Raw genomic sequence first — 17,066 nt, 5'->3', positions numbered from 1 at the left:
ACGGGGTGGGCCAGTGGACTCCGGACTGGAGGCGCGGTGCGGGCCCGCCACGCGCCTCCAGGCCGTCAGCGGCGTCTGCCCAGGGCGACGGCCGCGACCGCGACGAGCGCGCCGACCCACAGCACGGGGCGCGTGACGCGCCGTCGCTTCGCGACCCAGCCGCCGTCCGTGGCGTTGTCGGCGTCGGCGGGCCGGTAGAGGTTCCCGTCGGTCGGTGCCTGCCGCCCGCGGAGCGCGAACGTCTGCACCATCGGCTTCGTGATCTTGTGGAACAGCCCGGGGAACACGTACTGCAGCGGCACGAGCGAGGCCTGGATCCGGCCGACGAAGCGGTAGCGCTTCGGGCGCACGGCGGCGCGGACGACGGCCCGACCGGCTCGTTCGACCGACACCGTCGGCGGCAGCGGGTGCGACGCCTTCTCGGTGTAGTTGGCGCCGTTCTGGTAGATCGGGGTGTCGATCGTCGACGGCAGCAGGGCGGTGAAGCGGATGCCGGTGCCGGCGTACTCGTCACCGAGGACGTCGACCAGGCCGAGTGCCGCGTGCTTGCTCGTCACGTACGCCGACTGGTACGGCGCGGAGAGCAGCGACTGGATCGACCCGACGAGGACGTAGGTGCCCTTCCCGCGCTGCTTCCAGTGCGGCAGCAGGTGGGTGATCGCGTTGAGGTGGCCGTAGAGGTTCGTGTCGACGACCCGTTTGAACGCCTCGGTCGGGGTCTGCTCGAACAGGCCGTAGACGAACAGCGCAGCGTTGCCGACGAAGACGTCGATCCGGCCGAAGCGGGTCGTCGTGGTGGCGATGAGGTCCTTCACCTGGTGCTCGTCGGCGACGTCGGTGGGGATCGCGATCGCCTCGGCACCGAGCTCGCGGCACTCGGCGGCGGCGGCTTCGAGGCTGTCGTGGCTCCGCGCGGCCAGTACGAGCGTGGCGCCCTGTCGGGCGAACTCGTGCGCCGCGGCCCTCCCGATGCCGCTCGAGGCTCCGGTGACGACGACGATCTTCCCGCGGAACCGATGTGCCATGTGCTCGTTGGTACGCGCCGTGCCCTGCGCCGTCGTCCAGGTCGGCGTACCCCTCATGCGCCGATCGACGCACGCTCGACGACGGCCCTGTCGGCGGCGGGCACCGCGTGGGAGCATGGGCCCATGCGCAAGGACGACCTCACCGTCGACGAAGCCACGGTCATCGCCGAGCACGCCCGGGCCGGGGTGCTCGAGCTCGACGACCCGGAGGTCCGGAAGGTCGTCGAGCAGGCGAACCGGGTGCTCGTGCGTGCGCAGATGTGGGGCGAGGAACGCAGTCCGAAGCTGCGCCGCCGCCGCCGGTTCATCGCGATCGGCGCGCTGCTGATGGTGCTCGTGTGGGTCGCCGGGCTGCTCGTGCCGCTGGCCGTCCGATTCGCCGAGTAGCGACCACACCCGGGCCACTCGCGGAGCGATCGGGTCAGGGTCGGTCGCTCGCGGAGCGATCCGGTCAGGGGCGGTCGCGCGCACCCCGGTTGACGAGCCACAGGTACGTGCTGTGCCCGACGAGCGCCAGCCCGAAGAACACCGCCGCGACCGCGTAGACCCGGTCGAGCTTGCCCTGCCCGATCACGAGCATCACGATGCAGAACACGACGGCGACGGCGAGGACGCCCACCTGCACGGTGGACCAGATCCGTCGGAAGCGCGGCATGCCCGTCTCGTTCACGCACCCCATTCTGCCCGACCCGGTGGGACACTCGACCATGGCGACGACGACGTGGACCTCCGACACCGGCGGCGACGGTGTGCCGCTCCTGCTCCTGCACCCCGGCGGGACCGACTCGCGCAGCATGGGGATGCTCGCCGACGCGTTCGCGGAGCGCCGGGTGGTGCTCGTCGACCGCCCCGGGCACGGTCGGACGGCGGACGTGCCGGGGCCGTGGCACTTCGCCGACGCCGCAGCGGTCGTCGCTGGGGCTGTCGAGGGCCTCGGCGCAGGACCGGTCGACGTGCTCGGATGGAGCGACGGTGCCGTCGTCGGGCTCCACCTCGCGCTGGACCGCCCCGACCTCGTCCGCTCGCTCGTGTTCGGCGGTGCGCCCCACGCCGTCGACGGCTGGTACCCCGGCGTGCTCGAGGGCGAGCCGCCGCAGTTCATGGCGGACGCCTACGCCGAGGTGTCCCCGGACGGCGCGGACCACTGGGCGATCGTGACCGCCAAGGCACGCACGCTGCACGAGTCCGAGCCGGACGTGCGCACCGCGCGCCTGCACGACCTCCGGATGCCCGTGCTGATCCTCTGCGGCGACGACGACGAGGTCCGCCTCGACCACCTCGCGGCGATGCTCGAGGCGCTCCCCGACGGTGAGCTCGCCGTCGTCCCCCGTGCCACGCACGGTCTCATCGTCGAGAAGCCCGCGCTCGTCGCCGACCTCGTGCGTGGGTTCCACGCCGCGGAGAAGTCCGACGGCGTCGCGCCGCGGCGCCGGGGCCGACACCACACCGTGTGACGACTCCGTGATCCGCGGCTCCGGGTGGGAATGGAACGGGCCCGTTCGGTGTCGAACTCAGCACCGAATGCGAAGGAGCACACCATGAGCCTCGACCTCCACAAGAGCGCCGGCATCGACGACGACCGCACCTGCCTGCCGAAGCCGGTCCTCACCAGCCTGCACGACGAACAGGCACCGTCCTTCGGCCGCTGGCTGGGCCAGATCAACAAGCACGACTGACTGCTCAACAAGCACGACTGACTGCGCAACGAGCAGAGCTGACTGCGCAACGGTCACGAGTGATCTCGCGGTGACTTCCTGACGGACTGGAGGCGCGGTGCCAGCTGGCACCGCGCCTCCAGTCCGTCTCCGGTCTCGCTCACTGCTACCGTGCTCGCATGTCCTGGGGTCGGCTGTACTTCGCGGTGCAGGCCGTCGCCGGAGCGGTCTGGTGGGTCGCCGTCTTCTCGGTGCCGGCCGTCCGGGTCGCGACCCTCGGGTCGCTCGACCCCGTCGTCGTCGCCGCGCTCGACGTGCCGCTGTTCGTCGTCGCCTCCGGTCTGGCGGCCGCTGGCGTCCGCACCGCGGGCGTGATCGCGACGGTCTGGACGGCGGTCGTGATGGCCGCCCTGGCGATCTGGGCCACGGTCACCACCGAGGCCGGGGTCGGCGTCCTCGTCATGATCGGCGCGACCGTCGGGTCGGCGCTCGCTCTGGCACTCGTGCTGCTCGGACGGATCCCGACCGAGTGGGTGGCCGCCGGGCCGCTGCGCTTCCGCACCGCCGACCCGGACGCGCCGCGCGGACGGCACGTGCTCGGGACGGTCGTGCAGATCGTCGTCTTCTGGGGCCTGTTCCTCGGGGTGCTCCCGCTCGTCATCGCGTTCGCCGAGCACCGGTGGCAGCTGCACCCACCGCTGCCCGACGCGGTGACGGTCACCTCGGTCGTCACCGGCGCGGTCGTCCTCGTCGCCGCGAGTGCGCTCGGCATCGCCTCGGCCGCCGCCATGTCCACCCAGGGCAACGGCACGCCGCTGCCGTCCGCGATGCCGAACCGGCTCGTCGTCGCCGGGCCCTACCGGTCCGTCCGGAACCCGATGGCCCTCGCCGGGATCACGCAGGGCGTCGCCGTCGGCCTGCTGCTGTCGTCGTGGATGGTCGTCGTCTACGCGCTCGCCGGCTCCATCGTCTGGAACTGCATCGTCCGGCCGCTCGAGGAAGCCGACCTGGAGCACCGGTTCGGCGGCGACTTCCGTCGGTACGCCGCCCGGGTCCGCTGCTGGGTGCCGCGGTGGCCGATCGCCGCGATCGCGCCGGCGGAGGCCGTCAGCCCGCCGCGCCGCTGATGTTGACGAGCCAGGTCACCCGGAACCGGTCGGTGAGCATGCCGAAGGTGTCACCCCAGGGGGCCTCGGTCAACGGCTCGATGATCGACGCGCCCTCGGCAAGGCCGTTCCAGTAGCGGGTGAGCGCCTCCCCGTCGTCACCGCTGAGGGAGATCGAGATGTTGCTGACCTCGGGCGACTCCATGCCGGTGGGGGCGTCGGAGACCATCAGCACGAGGCCGTCCGCGCCGTCGAGCTGGCCGTGCATGACCTTGTCGGCGTCGGCCGGGTCCTGGGTCATGCCGGCCTCGCCGAAGGTGCTGAGCGCGACCTCGCCGCCGAACACGGACTGGTAGAACCCGAGGGCTTCGCGGGCCTGGGTGCGGAAGCCGATGTAGGGGTTGAGCCGGACGGTCATGGTGGACTCCTCGCGGGTCGCGCACGGACGCCGTCGTCCGTGTCGCGGCCATCGTCCCAGACCGGAGCGGGGACGGGAAGGGGGGGGGTAGGGCGCCGCGGGCGTGGAGGATGGGTGCATGGGACCCGAGGACGCGTTCGACGAGCACCTGACCGACGACATGCCGTGGACGGAGGTCGTGGGCACCCTCGAACGCTTCGGGTGGACGCCGTGCGGCACGGGTGACTGGGCAGTCGCGCTGCGATCGCCGTCCGGCACCCTCGCCGCCCGGATCAGCCCGTTCGACCCGGCTGGCCCCTACTCCGCGATGCTCTACCGGGAAGCCGCCCACACGAGGCAGGTCCCGGAGCTCGTCGACCACCGGGTACTCGCCGGCGGTGCGGACCTCACCGTGATGGAGTACCTGTCGCCCGTCCCCGAGGACGAGGGCACGGCGTTCCAGCAGCTGATCGCCCGACGCGACCCGTCCGTGGCGGAGCTCGCGCGCTGCATCACCTCCGTGCACGGTCTCGGTGCGCGGGAACAACCGTGGTGGGGCCCGCTCGACGACAACCCGGCGAACGTGATGCGCGGGTCCGACGGCCGGCTCGTCGTCGCCGACCTCTTCTACGCGGACGGTCCCGCGCTCTACGCCAGCGTCCTGAGCGACCCGGACCGGATCGTGCGCGACTACCCCGAGCATCGCCGCCGGTACATGACCGAACTCCCGCTGGCGAGTTCCGGGGGCTGGGCTGCAGGGACGGCGGAACGGATGCGCGCAGGACTCGCGGCGGCGGACGCACGCGCGGCGGAGCGAGCCGGGTGACGACGCCGGCTCCGCGCTAGCCTCCGAGCCATGAGCATCGCACTGGAGAACGTCGGGATCGCCGTCCGGGACCTCGACGAGGCCGTCGCGTTCTTCACGGACCTCGGACTCGCCGTCGTCGGTCGGGACACCGTCAGCGGCGAGTGGGCCGACACCGCCGTGGGCCTCGACGGCAACCACGCGAAGATCGCGATGCTCCAGACCCCGGACGGCCACGGGCGACTGGAACTCTTCGAGTACATCCACCCCGACGCGATCGACACCGAGCCGACCCTGCCGAACGAGATCGGCATGCACCGGGTCGCGTTCTCGGTGGACGACCTCGACGCGGCGCTGGCGATCGCGGAGCGGCACGGATGCCTGCCGCTGCGCGGGGTGGCGACCTACGGCGACGTCTACCGGCTGACGTACCTCCGGGGACCGAGCGGCATCCTCGTCATGCTCGCGCAGGACCTGCGGAAGGGACCGGGCAGCGGCGGCGAGCTCCACGAGCACGAGACAGTCGACTGACGGTCATGTTTCATCCGTTCGGCGGATGCGACGGCCGCGTGGCAGGTGCATCGTGGTGGTCGTGCGGGGAGTCCGGTCGTTCGCGGCCGCGGTCGTGGGGGCCGCGGCCGCGACGAGCCGGATCCTGCGCATCGACGTCGCCGGGGGTGTCCGACGGGCACGGCGCGACGGTACGGTGAGCACGACGACGACGTGATCGGGGGAACGATGCTGACCGTGCTGCAGACCGCGGGCCGCGTGGCACTGCGCGCGTGGCAGGTCATCGCGGGCGTGCTGACGTCGCTCGGCTCCGGCGGGGTGGTCCCGCCCGGGCAGCCGCCGACGACGGCGACGAAGAAACCCGACGAGTACCGCCCCTGAGGAACGGCGCTGACGAACGCCCCGCAGCACCCGGCGTCGGCGCTCAGCCGCCCGCGCCTAGCATCGTGAGGATGCCCTCCTCCGCGCTGCCCTCCCCTGCGCTGCCCTCGCCGACCACCACCACGACCGGCACCGAGCGCGACGGCTTCATCAGCGTCCGCGGTGCCCGCGAGAACAACCTCCGCGGCGTCGACGTGGACGTCCCCCGCGACCGCATCGTCGCGTTCACCGGTGTGTCCGGCTCGGGCAAGACCTCGCTCGCGTTCGGCACGGTCTTCGCCGAGGCACAGCGCCGCTTCCTCGAGTCCGTCGCCCTGTACGCCCGACGGCTCATCGCCCAGGGCTCGACACCGCACGTCGACTCGATCACCGGGTTGCCACCCGCGGTCGCCCTGCAGCAGCGCCGCGGAGCATCGAGCACCCGCTCGACGGTCGGCACGCTGACGACGCTGTCGAACTCGATGCGCATGCTGTTCTCCCGCGCCGGCACGTACCCCGAGGGCGCGGACCGCCTCGAGTCGGACTCGTTCTCGCCGAACACCGTCGCCGGTGCGTGTCCGCGCTGCCACGGACTCGGCACCGCGCACGAGGTCACCGAGGCGTCCGCCGTGCACGACGACGCACTCAGCATCCGGGACGGCGCGATCACCGCGTGGCCCGGTGCCTGGCAGGGGAAGAACCTCCGCGACGTGACGGCGGTCCTCGGGTACGACATCGAACGACCCTGGCGGGAACTCCCCCGCGAGGACCGCGACTGGCTGCTGTTCACCGAGGAGCAGCCGGTCGTCGAGGTCCACCCGAAGCGCGACCGGGTGGCCAAGCCGTACAAGGGACGGTTCTGGAGCGCCCGGCAGTTCATCCTGCACACGCTCGCCGACTCCCAGAGCGAGACCCAGCGACAGAAGGCGCTGCGGTTCGTCGAGTCCGGTCCGTGCGGGCTCTGCCACGGCACCGGGCTCACCCGGGCCGCCCTCGCCGTGACCGTCGGCGGGCACACCATCGCCGAGTTGAACGGGCTCGCGCTGACGGCGCTCGCCGATGTCCTGCGTCCGATCGCGACGATCACCGACGCCGGCCCCGCTACCTCCCGGGCGTCGTCGGGCGAGCACACCGAGGTCGCCGTCGCGATCTCCCGCGACCTGCTCACCCGCGTCGAGGTGCTCACCGGACTCGGACTCGGGTACCTCTCGCTCGACCGGGCGACCCCCACGCTCTCCCCCGGTGAGACCCAGCGTCTGCGGATCGCCACACAGCTCCGGTCCGGCCTGTTCGGCGTGGTCTACGTGCTCGACGAGCCGAGCGCCGGCCTGCACCCGGCGGACGCCGAATCGCTCATGGAGGTGCTGCAGGACCTGCGTGCCGGCGGCAACAGCGTCTTCGTCGTCGAGCACGACATGCGCATCGTGCGGCGGGCGGACTGGATCGTCGACGTCGGACCCGGTGCGGGCGCGGGTGGCGGCACCGTCCTCTACAGCGGCCCGGTGGACGGCCTGGCCGACGTGGACGGCTCCGTCACACGCCGCTTCCTCATCCCGGGCGCCGGGCCCGCCGAAGCCCGCAGTCCGCGGGTCCCCGTCGGCACACTGGAGCTCCGGGACGTCACCCTGCACAACCTCCGGGGACTCGACGTCGACGTGCCGCTCGGGGTCCTCACCGCCGTGACCGGTGTCAGCGGCTCCGGCAAGTCCTCGCTCGTCGGCGGGGTCCTGCCCGCGGTGGCGGCGGACCACCCCCTCGTCGACCGCGTCGTGCAGGTCGACCAGAAGCCGATCGGCCGGACGCCCCGGTCGAACCTCGCCACCTACACCGGGCTGTTCGACGCCGTGCGCGCGGCGTTCGCGGCGACCGACGACGCCCGGGCCCGCGGCTGGACCGCCGGACGGTTCTCGTTCAACGTCGCCGGCGGCCGGTGCGAGGTGTGCCAGGGCGAGGGCTCCGTGTCCGTCGAGCTCCTGTTCCTGCCCGGGAGCTGGGCACCGTGCCCGGAGTGCCACGGGTCCCGGTACACCGCCGAGACGCTCGAGGTGCGCTGGCACGACGCCACGATCGCCGACGTGCTCGGCATGACGGTCGACGAGGCGGCTCCGTTCCTCGCCGCGATCCCGGCCGCCGGCCGCGCCCTCGAGGTGCTCCGCCAGGTCGGACTGGGCTACCTCCGGCTCGGGCAGCCCGCACCCGAGCTGTCCGGCGGGGAAGCCCAGCGCATCAAGCTCGCCACCGAACTCCAACGCGCACGCTCCGGTCACACGCTCTACCTGCTCGACGAACCGACGACCGGCCTGCACCCGGCCGACGTCGAACTGCTCACCGAACAGCTCGCCCGCCTCACCGACGCGGGCAACACGGTCGTCGTGGTCGAGCACGCCATGGACGTCGTCGCGAAGGCCGACCACGTCATCGACATGGGCCCCGGCGGCGGTGACGCGGGCGGCCGCGTGGTCGCGGCCGGGTCCCCCGCCGAGGTGGCGGCGTCACCCGCGAGCCGGACCGCACCGTTCCTGCGGGAGGAACTGCAGCACGCGTGAGCGCCGACCGGCCACCTGCAGGAGGATGGCGACGGGGACGACGCGCACCGCGCCTCCCGGCCGACCTGAAGGACCACGCATGCACTCCACGCCCCTGACCGGCTCCGTCGCCCTGGTGACCGCTGCCTCCCGCGGGATCGGACGGGCAATCGCCCTCGACCTCGCCGCGCACGGCGCCGACGTCGCGCTCGGGGTGCGCGACCCGGAGGGCGCGACCGCGCTGGCCGACGAGATCCGCGCACTCGGGCGGCGGGTGACCACCGTCCGGATGGACGTGACCGACCTCGCGGCATGCCGAGCGGCCATCGACGCCGTGGTCGAGGAGCTCGGGACCATCGATGTCCTGGTCAACAACGCCGGCGGCGGCATCGTGGAGGACGCCCTCGACGTGACCGAGGAGCACTTCGACGCGGTCTGGGCCCTCACCACGAAGTCGACGTTCTTCGTCTCCCAGCACGTGGCGAAGCACATGCGGGGCGCGGGCGGCGGGTCGATCGTCAACATCGCCTCGCAGGCGGGGCTCGTCGCGCTGCCCGGCGAGTCCTCGTACTGCACGAGCAAGGCGGCCGTGATCCACATGACGAAGTGCCTGGCGGTCGAGTGGGGGCAGTACGGCATCCGGGTGAACGCCGTCGCGCCGACCTTCATCGAGACGGACGGCACCGAACCGGCGCTGTCCGACGAGGCCTTCCGACAGGACACCGTCGAGCGCATCGCCGCACTGCACCGCATCGGGCAGCCGGAGGAGGTCGCTGCGGCCGTCACGTTCCTGGCGGGTGGGGGCGCATCGCTCATCACGGGGACGGCGCTGCCGATCGACGGCGGGTGGACGGCGCGCTGACGGCGGCCGAGGGGGGCGCCACCCCAGGTTGGGTCGCATCGCGAGCCGACGCCGAGACGTACGATCGAGGAGACCTCGAATCGTCAGCGAAGACGGAGACCGGCATGACCCGCACCACCCCCACCGCCAGCGACGACGCCGGCACCGCACGCACGACCCGGGCCACCGCCTCCGTCGCCGCGATCCTCGCCGAGTCCGCCGCGCGGTACCCGGACGACGTCGCCGTCATCGTCGGCGAGCAGCGGACCACCTACGCCGAGCTGTGGGCGCAGACCCTCGCCTACGCCGGGGCGCTCCGCGAGCAGGGCATCACCGAGGGGTCCCGCGTCGCGATGCTCGTGCCGAACGTGGCCGACTTCGCCCGGGTGTACTACGCCGTCCTCGCGCTCGGCGGTGTCGCCGTGCCGGTGCACGCGCTCCTCAAGCGGCGCGAGATCGAGTACGTGCTGCGCGACAGCGGGGCAGCCCTGCTGGTGTGCGCCGCACCGCTGCTCGCCGAGGGTGCCGCGGGCGCCGCCCTGGCCGGCGTCGAGACGGTGACCGTGCTCGCGCCGGCGGCAGACGACGGCGCGGCCGTCACGGCCACCGCTGCGTCCGGCGACGCAGTCGCGCCCGGCACCGCCGCGCCCGCCGCCGCCGCGCCCGCTCGGCTGGAGGCACTCGCCGCGACGGCCGAGCCCCTCGACACCTACGTCCCGCGCGACCCGTTCGACACCGCGACGATCCTGTACACGAGCGGCACCACCGGCAAGCCCAAGGGCGCCGAGGGGTCGCACTTCGCCCTGCTCGAACAGGCGAACACGAACCTCATGTCCACGTTCGACATGCGACGCGGCGACGTCCTGCTCGGCGCGCTCCCCCTGTTCCACACCTTCGGGCAGACCTGCACGATGAACACCGGGTTCCGTGCCGGCGCCACGATCGTCATGCTGCCGAAGTTCGACGGCGACGCCGCGCTGGCCGCGATGGTCGAGCACGAGTGCGGCATCTTCATGGGCGTCCCGACGATGTACATGGCGCTCCTCGACGCCGCGACCCGCACGGACGCCCGCCCGTCGCTCCGCTACGCGATCTCCGGTGGCGCCTCGCTGCCCCTCGCCGTGCTCGAACGGTTCCAGACCGTCTTCGACGCCCCGATCCACGAGGGCTACGGCCTGACCGAGACCTCGCCCGTCGCCACCTTCAACCACGTCGGGACACCGCCGCGACCGGGCACGATCGGCACGCCGATCTGGGGTGTCGACGTCGAGATCGCCGACCCCGCGGTGCCCGACTCGATCGCGCTGCTGCCCCACGGCGAGATCGGTGAGCTCGTCATCCGTGGGCACAACCTGATGAACGGCTACCTCGACCGACCGGAGGACACCGCGGCGGCGATCGTCGACGGCTGGTTCCGCACCGGTGACCTCGGCACGAAGGACGACGACGGGTACCTGACGATCGTCGACCGCACGAAGGACATGATCATCCGCAACGGCTACAACGTGTACCCGCGGCAGGTCGAGGAGGTCCTCGCCACGCACCCCGACGTCGCCATGGCCGCGGTGTTCGGCGTCCCGCACGAGCTGCACGGCCAGGAGATCGAGGCCGCGGTCGTGCTGCGCGCCGACGCCACGGTGACCCCGGAGGAGCTGGTGACCTTCGTGTCGGACGAGATCGCGGCGTACAAGTACCCGCGCGTCGTGCACGTGGTCGACGCGCTGCCGTTGGGGCCGAGCGGGAAGGTGCTGAAGCGGGACCTCGTCGAGCGGTTCAGCGCGGCGGTGCCCACGGCGTCCTGACGCGGCGGGTCGAGCGCGGACGGACCAGTGGGCCGTGCTCGCCCGCCTCAGTCCCCCGCCACCCCCGCGGTGAGCGCCCCGAGCAACTCTCCCAGCCGCGCCCGCTCCCCCTCGTCCAGCGGCGCGAAGAGCTCCTGCAGGACCCGGCCCGCCACGGCATGGCCATCGGCGAGTGCGGTCCGGCCGGCGTCGGTCAGCGCGTGCTCGATCCGTCGCCCCCGCCCGGCGGTCCGCTCGACCAGTCCGCGCTCGACGAGGCGCGCGGCCAGGGTGCCGAACGACTGGTCGCTCTGGAAGGTGGCCGTGGCGAGGTCGTGCCCGGAGGCACCCGGCGTGCGGTCGATCGCGCGGAGGGCATCCCACTGCACGAGGCTCACGCCGACGTCCTTCAGGGCGGCGTCCATCGTGCGGTGGTTCCGGTACTGCGCCCGCTTGACCGCCTGCCCGAGTGCTTCGAGATCCGTCGACATGGTGTTACCGTATCAACAACCGTATATAAGCATGTTGATACAGAACCTTCGAGAAGGGGCCACCATGACCACCACCATCCCCGTCCTCCAAGCCGGTACGCCCGGCACCCGCCCCGCGCTGGTCCTGCACGGCGGCGGAGGTCCCCGCACCGTCGCCCCGATCGTCGGCCACCTCGCCGCGACACGGTTGGCCACCGCCCCGACGCACCCCGGCTGGGACGGCACCGAGCGACCCGAGTCCATCGCCTCGGTCGCCGACCTGGCCCGCACCTACCTCGAGGCGCTCGTCGACCACGACGAGCGGGACGTCCTCGTCGTCGGGTCGTCCATCGGCGGCTGGATCGCCCTCGAGATGGCCGTCCAGTCCGCCGCCGACGACCGCTTCGCCGGTCGGCTCGGTGCCGTGGTCGTGATCGACGGGGTCGGCGTCGTCGTCGAGGGGCAGCCGATCGCCGACTTCTTCTCCCTCGACGCGCGTGGTCTCGCCGAGGCCGCCTGGCACGACCCGGAGCGCGGCTACCAGGACCCCGCCGGCTTCACCGACGAGCAGCGCGCGGTGCAGCAGGCGAACGGCCGCACGATGGCCGCGGTGGCCGGGGGCATGAGCGACCCGACGCTCCTCGCCCGCCTCGGCGCCGTGCAGGTGCCGACGCTCGTGGTCTGGGGCGCCAGCGACCGGATCGTCACGCCCGACTACGGGCGAGCCGTCGCCGCCGCCGTGCCGGGAGCGCAGTTCGCCGAGGTCGCCGCCGCGGGCCACCTGCCCCACCTCGAAGCGCCCGAGGCGACCTGGGCGGTGATCGACCCGTTCCTGGCCGCACACTGATCCACCGACGCGCGTCCACCGCTGACGCGCGCCGCGACGGCTCAGTCCCCGGCGGGCGCCTCGAGCGCCTCCCGCAGGAGCCGCAGCGCCTTCGGCCCGACCCCGTGCAGCCCGGCCAGTGCATCCGGGCCCACTCGTCGCAGGTCGTCCAACGTGCGCACGCCCGCCTCGTCGAGCGCCCGCTTCGCCGGCGCCCCGATGGCAGGGAGGTCGTTGCTCACGGGGCCAACCTACGGGGTCGCGTCGGCTGGAGAGTCCACCCGATGACGGCCTGGAGGCGCGGTGCCAGCCCGCACCGCGCCTCCAGTCCGTCCGTGGGTCGGTCCCAGGGGCGACCGCGGACGTTGCACGATCGTGACTGGCGTGCGGGGGCGTCGTGCGCCAGGCTCGGTCGTGCAGGCACCGTCGAACGGGGGACGCAGGGATGCACCGGGGAATCGCATGGTCGACGGTCGCCGTCGTCACCCTGATCGTCGTGGTGTTCTCCGCGCTCCTCCGCGTGAGCAGTTGCGCGGATGCAGCTGCCGGCGAGGGCGAGAGCGTGTGCACCTCGGGTCCGGCCGTCGGCGTCCCGCTCCTCTGGGGGATCGTCCTCGTCGGCGCGGTCGTGGGCGCCGTCGCGATCTGGAACGCCGTCCGCGCGTTCCGCGCCGAGTCGCGGTGAGCGCAGTGCCCGACCCTTCGCCGTACGGTGACGGCCGTCCCGCACCGACCCCGCCGGTCCGCCGCACGTGGAACGCGTACGCCGCGCAACTCGCGGTGGTCGCGACGTTCGCGGTCGTCGGGGCGGTGGCCGCGGTCGTGCTCGGCATCCAGGTGGTCGTCTTCGCGCCCGAGGGCGGCGGGGTGGACTTCCGGGTGCTCCCCTGCGCAGCAGCCGCGGTCATGCTCACCACGGTGGCGATCGCCGTCGGGTACGCGGTCGGCCGGGCCACCCGCACCTGACCACACGGCGCCGGTCCGCGTCAGCCCCGCGCCGAGAAGGTCGCTCGCCCGACCACGGTGAGCCCGAGGGCGACGACCCCGAGCACCGCCATGAACACGCCGAGCACCAGGCCGCCGGAGACCCCGAGGAGCACCGCCCCGACCAGCCCGGCGGCGAAGATCGCCAGGTTGAACGCGACCGGCAGGAACGCGTTCGCGAGGTCCGCCTGGGCACCCCCGGCGATCGACAGCGCGCTCTGCAGCTGCGGCGACGCGCCACCGAACGAGAGCCCCCACAGCCCCGCCGCGAGCAGGACCGCGACCGGCGATGCGTGCTCCACGACGAGCACCACGGCGGCGACGACGAACGCCACGATGCTCGCCTGCAGGAGCAACCGCGGGTGGCGGTCGATCACGAGGGCGGTGACGACGACGCCACCGATCGACGCCACCCCGTAGACCAGGAGCACGAGGTCGGGGGTGAGCCCGCTCCCGCCGTCGCGGAGGAACGGCGCGATGTACGTGTAGATCGTGTTGTGACCGAGCATCCAGACCACGATCACCAGGAGCACGATCGGGATGCCCCGCAGCAGGAACACGCGGCGCAGCGGCAGCCGGGCTGTGCGCGCGTGCCCGCTCAGCCCGGGGACGATCGCCGCGATGACGACGATGAGGACGACGCCGAGCACCGACAGCCCGGCGAAGGACCACCGCCAGTCGAGGACCCCGCCGACCCACGCGCCGAGCGGCGTGCCGAGCGCGAACCCCACGGGAGCGCCGGTGGCGACCACAGCGAGTGCCAGCCCGCCGCGGTCCGGCGGACTGATCCGCCGTCCGTACGCCGCCAGCATCCCCCAGAGCACGCCGGTGAACGCCCCGCCGACGAAGCGGGACACGAGCGACAGGACGACGTCGGACGACACCGCCGTCACACCGTTCGCCATCACCAACCCGGCAAGCGCCGCGAGCAGCAGGGGCTTCCGGCGGAACCCCTGGGTGTACGTGATGGCGGGGACGGTGACGACCACGGTACCGAGTGCCCAGACGCTGATGAACTGCCCGATGACGGCCTCACCGGTGCCGAGGTCGCGTGCGATCACCGGCAGGAGTCCGGCGGGCATGGTCTCCGCCGACAGCAGGACGAACCCGATGGCGGCGAGCGCGGTGAGCGGGAGCCACGGCATCCGTCCGCGCGCGGCGGGGACGGGTGACGAGGTGGTGGTCGCGGGGGTGGAGGTGGTCAAACGCCGGTCCTTCGCTGGTGTCGGACCTCCATGGAATGCGACGGCGTCGCCGGTGCGCCAGGTGCTGTGCAGACGGGTTCTGTCGGAACCCCGCTCACGGTGGTGGGTGGTGACCGCCTGGAGGCGCGACTCGCGTCCGGAACGCAGGTCGCGCCTCCAGGCGGTCACCGGTGTGCGGGACGTGACGGACGGCTCGTCTCGTGCCCACCGGCGCGGTGGCAGGGTGAAGGTGTGCACACCACTCTCGACTCTGCGTCCGACGTCGTCTCCGGTATCCGGTTCCCCGAGGGGAACCGCTGGCACGGCGGGCGGCTCTGGTACTCGGACATGCACACCGGTGAGGTGTTCTCGATCGATCCCGCCGCCGGTGTCGGTCCGCGGCTGGAGGCGACGGTCGCGGGGCAGTCGTCCGGGCTCGGGTGGCTGGCGGACGGTCGCCTGGTGGTGAGCGCGATGGAGTCGCGCACGGTCGTGGCGGTGCGGCCGGACGGCTCGACGGAGGAGTTCGCGGACCTGTCCGGGATCGAGTCGTCGCTCCTCAACGACCTGGTCGTCGACGAGGCGACCGGTCGGACGTACATCGGGGCGTTCGGGTACGACCTGTACGGCGGCGAGGAGCTCCGGCCCGGTCCGCTGTACGTGATCGAGCCGGACGGCACCGTAAGGCTCGCGGCCGAGGGGCTGGTGTTCCCGAACAGTGCGAACGTGCTGCCCGGCACACGGACCCTCGTGGTGAGCGAGACGTGGGGTGGACGGCTGACCGCGTTCGACATCGAGGCGGACGGGTCGCTCACGGGGCGCCGGGTGTGGGCGGCCCTGCCGGAGGGCGTGACCCCGGACGGCAGCACGGTGGACGCCGAGGGTGCGATCTGGGTGTGCTCGGTGGACACCGGCGAGTTCCTCCGCGTCGTCGAGGGCGGCGAGGTGACGGACCGCATCGACGCTCCGGGTCGGTGCGCGATCGACTGCGCGCTCGGCGGCGACGACGGGCGGACCCTGTACCTGGCGACGGCGGACAGCTACGACCCGGGCACCACGGCGCGGACGCGGGCCGGGCGGATCAGCGCGGTCCGCGTCGCCGTGCCCGGTCCGTCGGGCCGCGGGTGACGCTCGCGCTCGTGCGGGGTGCCGGCGACGCTGGCGCTCGTCCGGGGTGCCGGCGACGCTGGCGCTCGACCGGGGTGCGGGCGATCCGGTCGAGTCCGGTGCGGCAGCGTCCGACGTACTCGTCGTACTGGTCCGGCCGGTGTTCGCGTGCCCATCGTGTGACGTCGAGCAGGTGCAGCGCCGTCATCGACGCGAGGGTCCGGAGGTCCGCCGCCGAGGTCAGCCCGGCCGCTGCCGTGAAGTCGTCGTGGTCCGCTCGTGCGACCGATCCGTCGACGAACGTCCACTCGAAGACGCGGCGTGCGTCCGTCCAGGGCGTCGGGCCGGTCTCGGCAGCGCCCCAGTCGATGAGGACGGGTGGGCGGTCGGGGCCGCGGGAGACGAGGTTGCGCGGAGCGAGGTCGCCGTGTGCGAGTCCGAACGCGAACTCCCCCGTCAGCAGCGGTTCGAGCAGGTCGTGCACGCCCTCGGGTGACGCGTACGCGCCGTCGCGGCGGATCGGGTCGTGCGGGCCGAGCGCGTCGAGGTTGTAGGCGAGGTGGGCGGACCACGCGTGTGCGAGGTCCGTGCCGAACCGGGAGTACAGCATCGGCGGTGCGTCGCGGAGCGGGATCGCGGCGACGGAGCGGGCGTAGGTGCCGAGCCAGCGCCAGGGTCGGTGGACGGCCCGGGGGTCCGGTGCGACGTACTCCGACAGCGCGTACGGCACCCCGCCCTCGACGCCGTGCGCGATGGGTCTCGCGGTGGGGATCCCGATGCGGCTCGCCTGTTCGGCCGCCCATGCCTCGACCGGGAACTCGTCGGTGCGGAGCGGGTCGACGGCGAAGCGGAGGACGACCGGTTCGGCGTCCGCTCGGTCCACCCGGTAGGTGTGGTTCACCGCGCCGCCCGTGAGACGCTCCGTGCGGTCCGTCGATCCACCCACCGACGCGAGCACCGTCCGGAGCCACGCCTGGTCGACCACCTCGTCCGCCACGCTCCCATCATGTCGGACCCGCGCCGGTGTTGCTCCCCCGGTCCGGATACCCTGGTCGGATGCTCTCCCGACGTGAAGCCGCCGTCCGGCTCGACATCCCCCTCGAGATGGCGACCCACCACGGGATCCCCTCGCGCCTCAGCGAAGCCGAGCTCGACGCCATCGAGCAGGACCCGCCGGCATGGCTCGTGCAGTCCCGGGCGAACCGCACCGGGAAGAAGAAGGTCTGGGTGCGCCTCGAGTGCGTGGTGTGCGCCTTCGCCGAGACGGCTCGACCGAAGAAGTGGTGGCCCGACTGGGACTACCTGATGTGCGACTACCACGAGCCGTGGCAGGCGCCGGACCCGACGGCCGGGCTCACGCGGCGCGAGGTCGAGGGTGTGGGCAGCCGGTTCATCGCGCTCGTCGACGAGAAGCCCTAGTCGTATCCTGACTCCCTGCGCTCCGTCGGGCACGTCACCCGACGGCTCGGTCGGGCCCGGCGCCCGACGGA

General features: G+C 72.9%; 22 protein-coding genes. 15 read left to right on the top strand and 7 right to left on the bottom strand.

Annotated features, from left to right (window positions below; genetic code table 11):
• Window positions 1-65 precede the first annotated feature (65 nt).
• Entirely contained in the window at window positions 66-1,025 is a 960-nt protein-coding gene (locus EDF64_RS13020) for an SDR family NAD(P)-dependent oxidoreductase (protein WP_166645735.1), read from the bottom strand.
• 123 nt (window positions 1,026-1,148) lie between these two features.
• Here EDF64_RS13020 and EDF64_RS13015 point away from each other — a divergent pair, with 123 nt between their 5' ends.
• A complete protein-coding gene (locus EDF64_RS13015; protein ID WP_133520409.1) occupies window positions 1,149-1,412 on the top strand; it encodes a hypothetical protein in 264 nt (87 codons plus the stop codon).
• 64 nt (window positions 1,413-1,476) lie between these two features.
• Here the strand turns inward: EDF64_RS13015 and EDF64_RS13010 are convergent, their stop codons facing one another.
• Window positions 1,477-1,680, bottom strand: coding sequence for a hypothetical protein (locus EDF64_RS13010; protein ID WP_133520408.1), 204 nt, complete (start codon window positions 1,678-1,680; stop codon window positions 1,477-1,479).
• On the opposite strand from EDF64_RS13010, the gene EDF64_RS13005 reads away from it, so the two are divergent.
• The 3 genes from EDF64_RS13005 to EDF64_RS13000 all read left to right on the top strand — a co-directional run bounded on the left by EDF64_RS13005 (window position 1,679) and on the right by EDF64_RS13000 (window position 3,807).
• The gene (locus tag EDF64_RS13005) at window positions 1,679-2,479 is read left to right on the top strand and encodes an alpha/beta fold hydrolase (RefSeq protein WP_243736384.1); all 801 of its coding nucleotides are present in this window, start codon (window positions 1,679-1,681) and stop codon (window positions 2,477-2,479) included. The two genes, EDF64_RS13010 and EDF64_RS13005, sit on opposite strands and share 2 nt — an antisense overlap.
• An 84-nt stretch (window positions 2,480-2,563) precedes the next feature.
• A complete protein-coding gene (locus EDF64_RS18270; protein WP_166645734.1) occupies window positions 2,564-2,701 on the top strand; it encodes a hypothetical protein in 138 nt (45 codons plus the stop codon).
• Window positions 2,702-2,859: 158 nt separating this feature from the next.
• Window positions 2,860-3,807 carry a methyltransferase family protein gene (locus EDF64_RS13000; protein WP_133520407.1) on the top strand — a complete coding sequence of 316 codons (948 nt, stop codon included), beginning with the start codon at window positions 2,860-2,862 and terminating at the stop codon, window positions 3,805-3,807.
• Here the strand turns inward: EDF64_RS13000 and EDF64_RS12995 are convergent.
• Window positions 3,788-4,204, bottom strand: coding sequence for a VOC family protein (locus tag EDF64_RS12995; protein WP_133520406.1), 417 nt, complete (start codon window positions 4,202-4,204; stop codon window positions 3,788-3,790). The genes EDF64_RS13000 and EDF64_RS12995 overlap by 20 nt on opposite strands.
• 118 nt (window positions 4,205-4,322) lie before the next feature.
• Between EDF64_RS12995 and EDF64_RS12990 the strand changes: the two genes are divergently transcribed.
• From EDF64_RS12990 to EDF64_RS12970, 6 genes are all read left to right on the top strand, one after another.
• Complete coding sequence (locus EDF64_RS12990; RefSeq protein WP_133520405.1) at window positions 4,323-5,009, top strand: hypothetical protein; 687 nt, start codon at window positions 4,323-4,325, stop codon at window positions 5,007-5,009.
• A 30-nt stretch (window positions 5,010-5,039) separates the two neighbouring features.
• Window positions 5,040-5,519 (top strand): VOC family protein, encoded by a 480-nt coding sequence (locus tag EDF64_RS12985; protein WP_133520404.1) that lies wholly within the window; start codon window positions 5,040-5,042, stop codon window positions 5,517-5,519.
• A 192-nt stretch (window positions 5,520-5,711) separates the two neighbouring features.
• Complete coding sequence (locus EDF64_RS18265) at window positions 5,712-5,879, top strand: hypothetical protein (RefSeq protein WP_166645733.1); 168 nt, start codon at window positions 5,712-5,714, stop codon at window positions 5,877-5,879.
• Between the two features lie 71 nt (window positions 5,880-5,950).
• The gene (locus EDF64_RS12980) at window positions 5,951-8,404 is read left to right on the top strand and encodes an excinuclease ABC subunit UvrA (RefSeq protein WP_133520403.1); all 2,454 of its coding nucleotides are present in this window, start codon (window positions 5,951-5,953) and stop codon (window positions 8,402-8,404) included.
• Between the two features lie 79 nt (window positions 8,405-8,483).
• Window positions 8,484-9,245 (top strand): SDR family NAD(P)-dependent oxidoreductase, encoded by a 762-nt coding sequence (locus EDF64_RS12975; protein ID WP_133520402.1) that lies wholly within the window; start codon window positions 8,484-8,486, stop codon window positions 9,243-9,245.
• A gap of 104 nt (window positions 9,246-9,349) precedes the next feature.
• On the top strand, window positions 9,350-11,026 hold the full coding sequence (locus EDF64_RS12970) for a long-chain-fatty-acid--CoA ligase (protein ID WP_133520401.1): 1,677 nt from the start codon (window positions 9,350-9,352) through the stop codon (window positions 11,024-11,026).
• 47 nt (window positions 11,027-11,073) lie between these two features.
• Here EDF64_RS12970 and EDF64_RS12965 read toward each other — a convergent pair whose 3' ends face one another.
• Window positions 11,074-11,496 (bottom strand): MarR family winged helix-turn-helix transcriptional regulator, encoded by a 423-nt coding sequence (locus EDF64_RS12965; RefSeq protein WP_133520400.1) that lies wholly within the window; start codon window positions 11,494-11,496, stop codon window positions 11,074-11,076.
• A 64-nt stretch (window positions 11,497-11,560) separates the two neighbouring features.
• Here EDF64_RS12965 and EDF64_RS12960 point away from each other — a divergent pair, with 64 nt between their 5' ends.
• A complete protein-coding gene (locus EDF64_RS12960) occupies window positions 11,561-12,322 on the top strand; it encodes an alpha/beta fold hydrolase (RefSeq protein WP_133520399.1) in 762 nt (253 codons plus the stop codon).
• 41 nt (window positions 12,323-12,363) lie between these two features.
• Here the strand turns inward: EDF64_RS12960 and EDF64_RS12955 are convergent, their stop codons facing one another.
• Window positions 12,364-12,543, bottom strand: coding sequence for a helix-hairpin-helix domain-containing protein (locus tag EDF64_RS12955; protein WP_133520398.1), 180 nt, complete (start codon window positions 12,541-12,543; stop codon window positions 12,364-12,366).
• Window positions 12,544-12,746: 203 nt separating this feature from the next.
• On the opposite strand from EDF64_RS12955, the gene EDF64_RS12950 reads away from it, so the two are divergent.
• Entirely contained in the window at window positions 12,747-12,986 is a 240-nt protein-coding gene (locus EDF64_RS12950) for a hypothetical protein (protein WP_133520397.1), read from the top strand.
• A complete protein-coding gene (locus EDF64_RS12945; RefSeq protein WP_133520396.1) occupies window positions 12,983-13,267 on the top strand; it encodes a hypothetical protein in 285 nt (94 codons plus the stop codon). The genes EDF64_RS12950 and EDF64_RS12945 overlap by 4 nt, the downstream gene beginning before the upstream one ends.
• Window positions 13,268-13,287: 20 nt before the next feature.
• Here the strand turns inward: EDF64_RS12945 and EDF64_RS12940 are convergent, their stop codons facing one another.
• Window positions 13,288-14,490, bottom strand: a complete 1,203-nt coding sequence (locus EDF64_RS12940) for an MFS transporter (protein ID WP_243736383.1) — start codon at window positions 14,488-14,490, stop codon at window positions 13,288-13,290.
• 231 nt (window positions 14,491-14,721) lie between these two features.
• On the opposite strand from EDF64_RS12940, the gene EDF64_RS12935 reads away from it, so the two are divergent.
• Window positions 14,722-15,597, top strand: a complete 876-nt coding sequence (locus EDF64_RS12935) for an SMP-30/gluconolactonase/LRE family protein (protein ID WP_166645732.1) — start codon at window positions 14,722-14,724, stop codon at window positions 15,595-15,597.
• On the opposite strand, the gene EDF64_RS12930 is transcribed toward EDF64_RS12935, so the two are convergent.
• On the bottom strand, window positions 15,551-16,573 hold the full coding sequence (locus EDF64_RS12930) for a phosphotransferase family protein (RefSeq protein ID WP_166645731.1): 1,023 nt from the start codon (window positions 16,571-16,573) through the stop codon (window positions 15,551-15,553). The genes EDF64_RS12935 and EDF64_RS12930 overlap by 47 nt on opposite strands.
• Window positions 16,574-16,632: 59 nt before the next feature.
• Here EDF64_RS12930 and EDF64_RS12925 point away from each other — a divergent pair, with 59 nt between their 5' ends.
• The gene (locus EDF64_RS12925; protein WP_133520393.1) at window positions 16,633-16,995 is read left to right on the top strand and encodes a hypothetical protein; all 363 of its coding nucleotides are present in this window, start codon (window positions 16,633-16,635) and stop codon (window positions 16,993-16,995) included.
• Window positions 16,996-17,066 lie beyond the last annotated feature (71 nt).

This window comes from Curtobacterium flaccumfaciens, assembly GCF_004361695.1.
GTDB lineage: Bacteria > Actinomycetota > Actinomycetes > Actinomycetales > Microbacteriaceae > Curtobacterium > Curtobacterium flaccumfaciens_B.
Note: the sequence above shows the minus strand (reverse complement) of the source record. Positions and strands in the feature narration are given on the sequence as shown.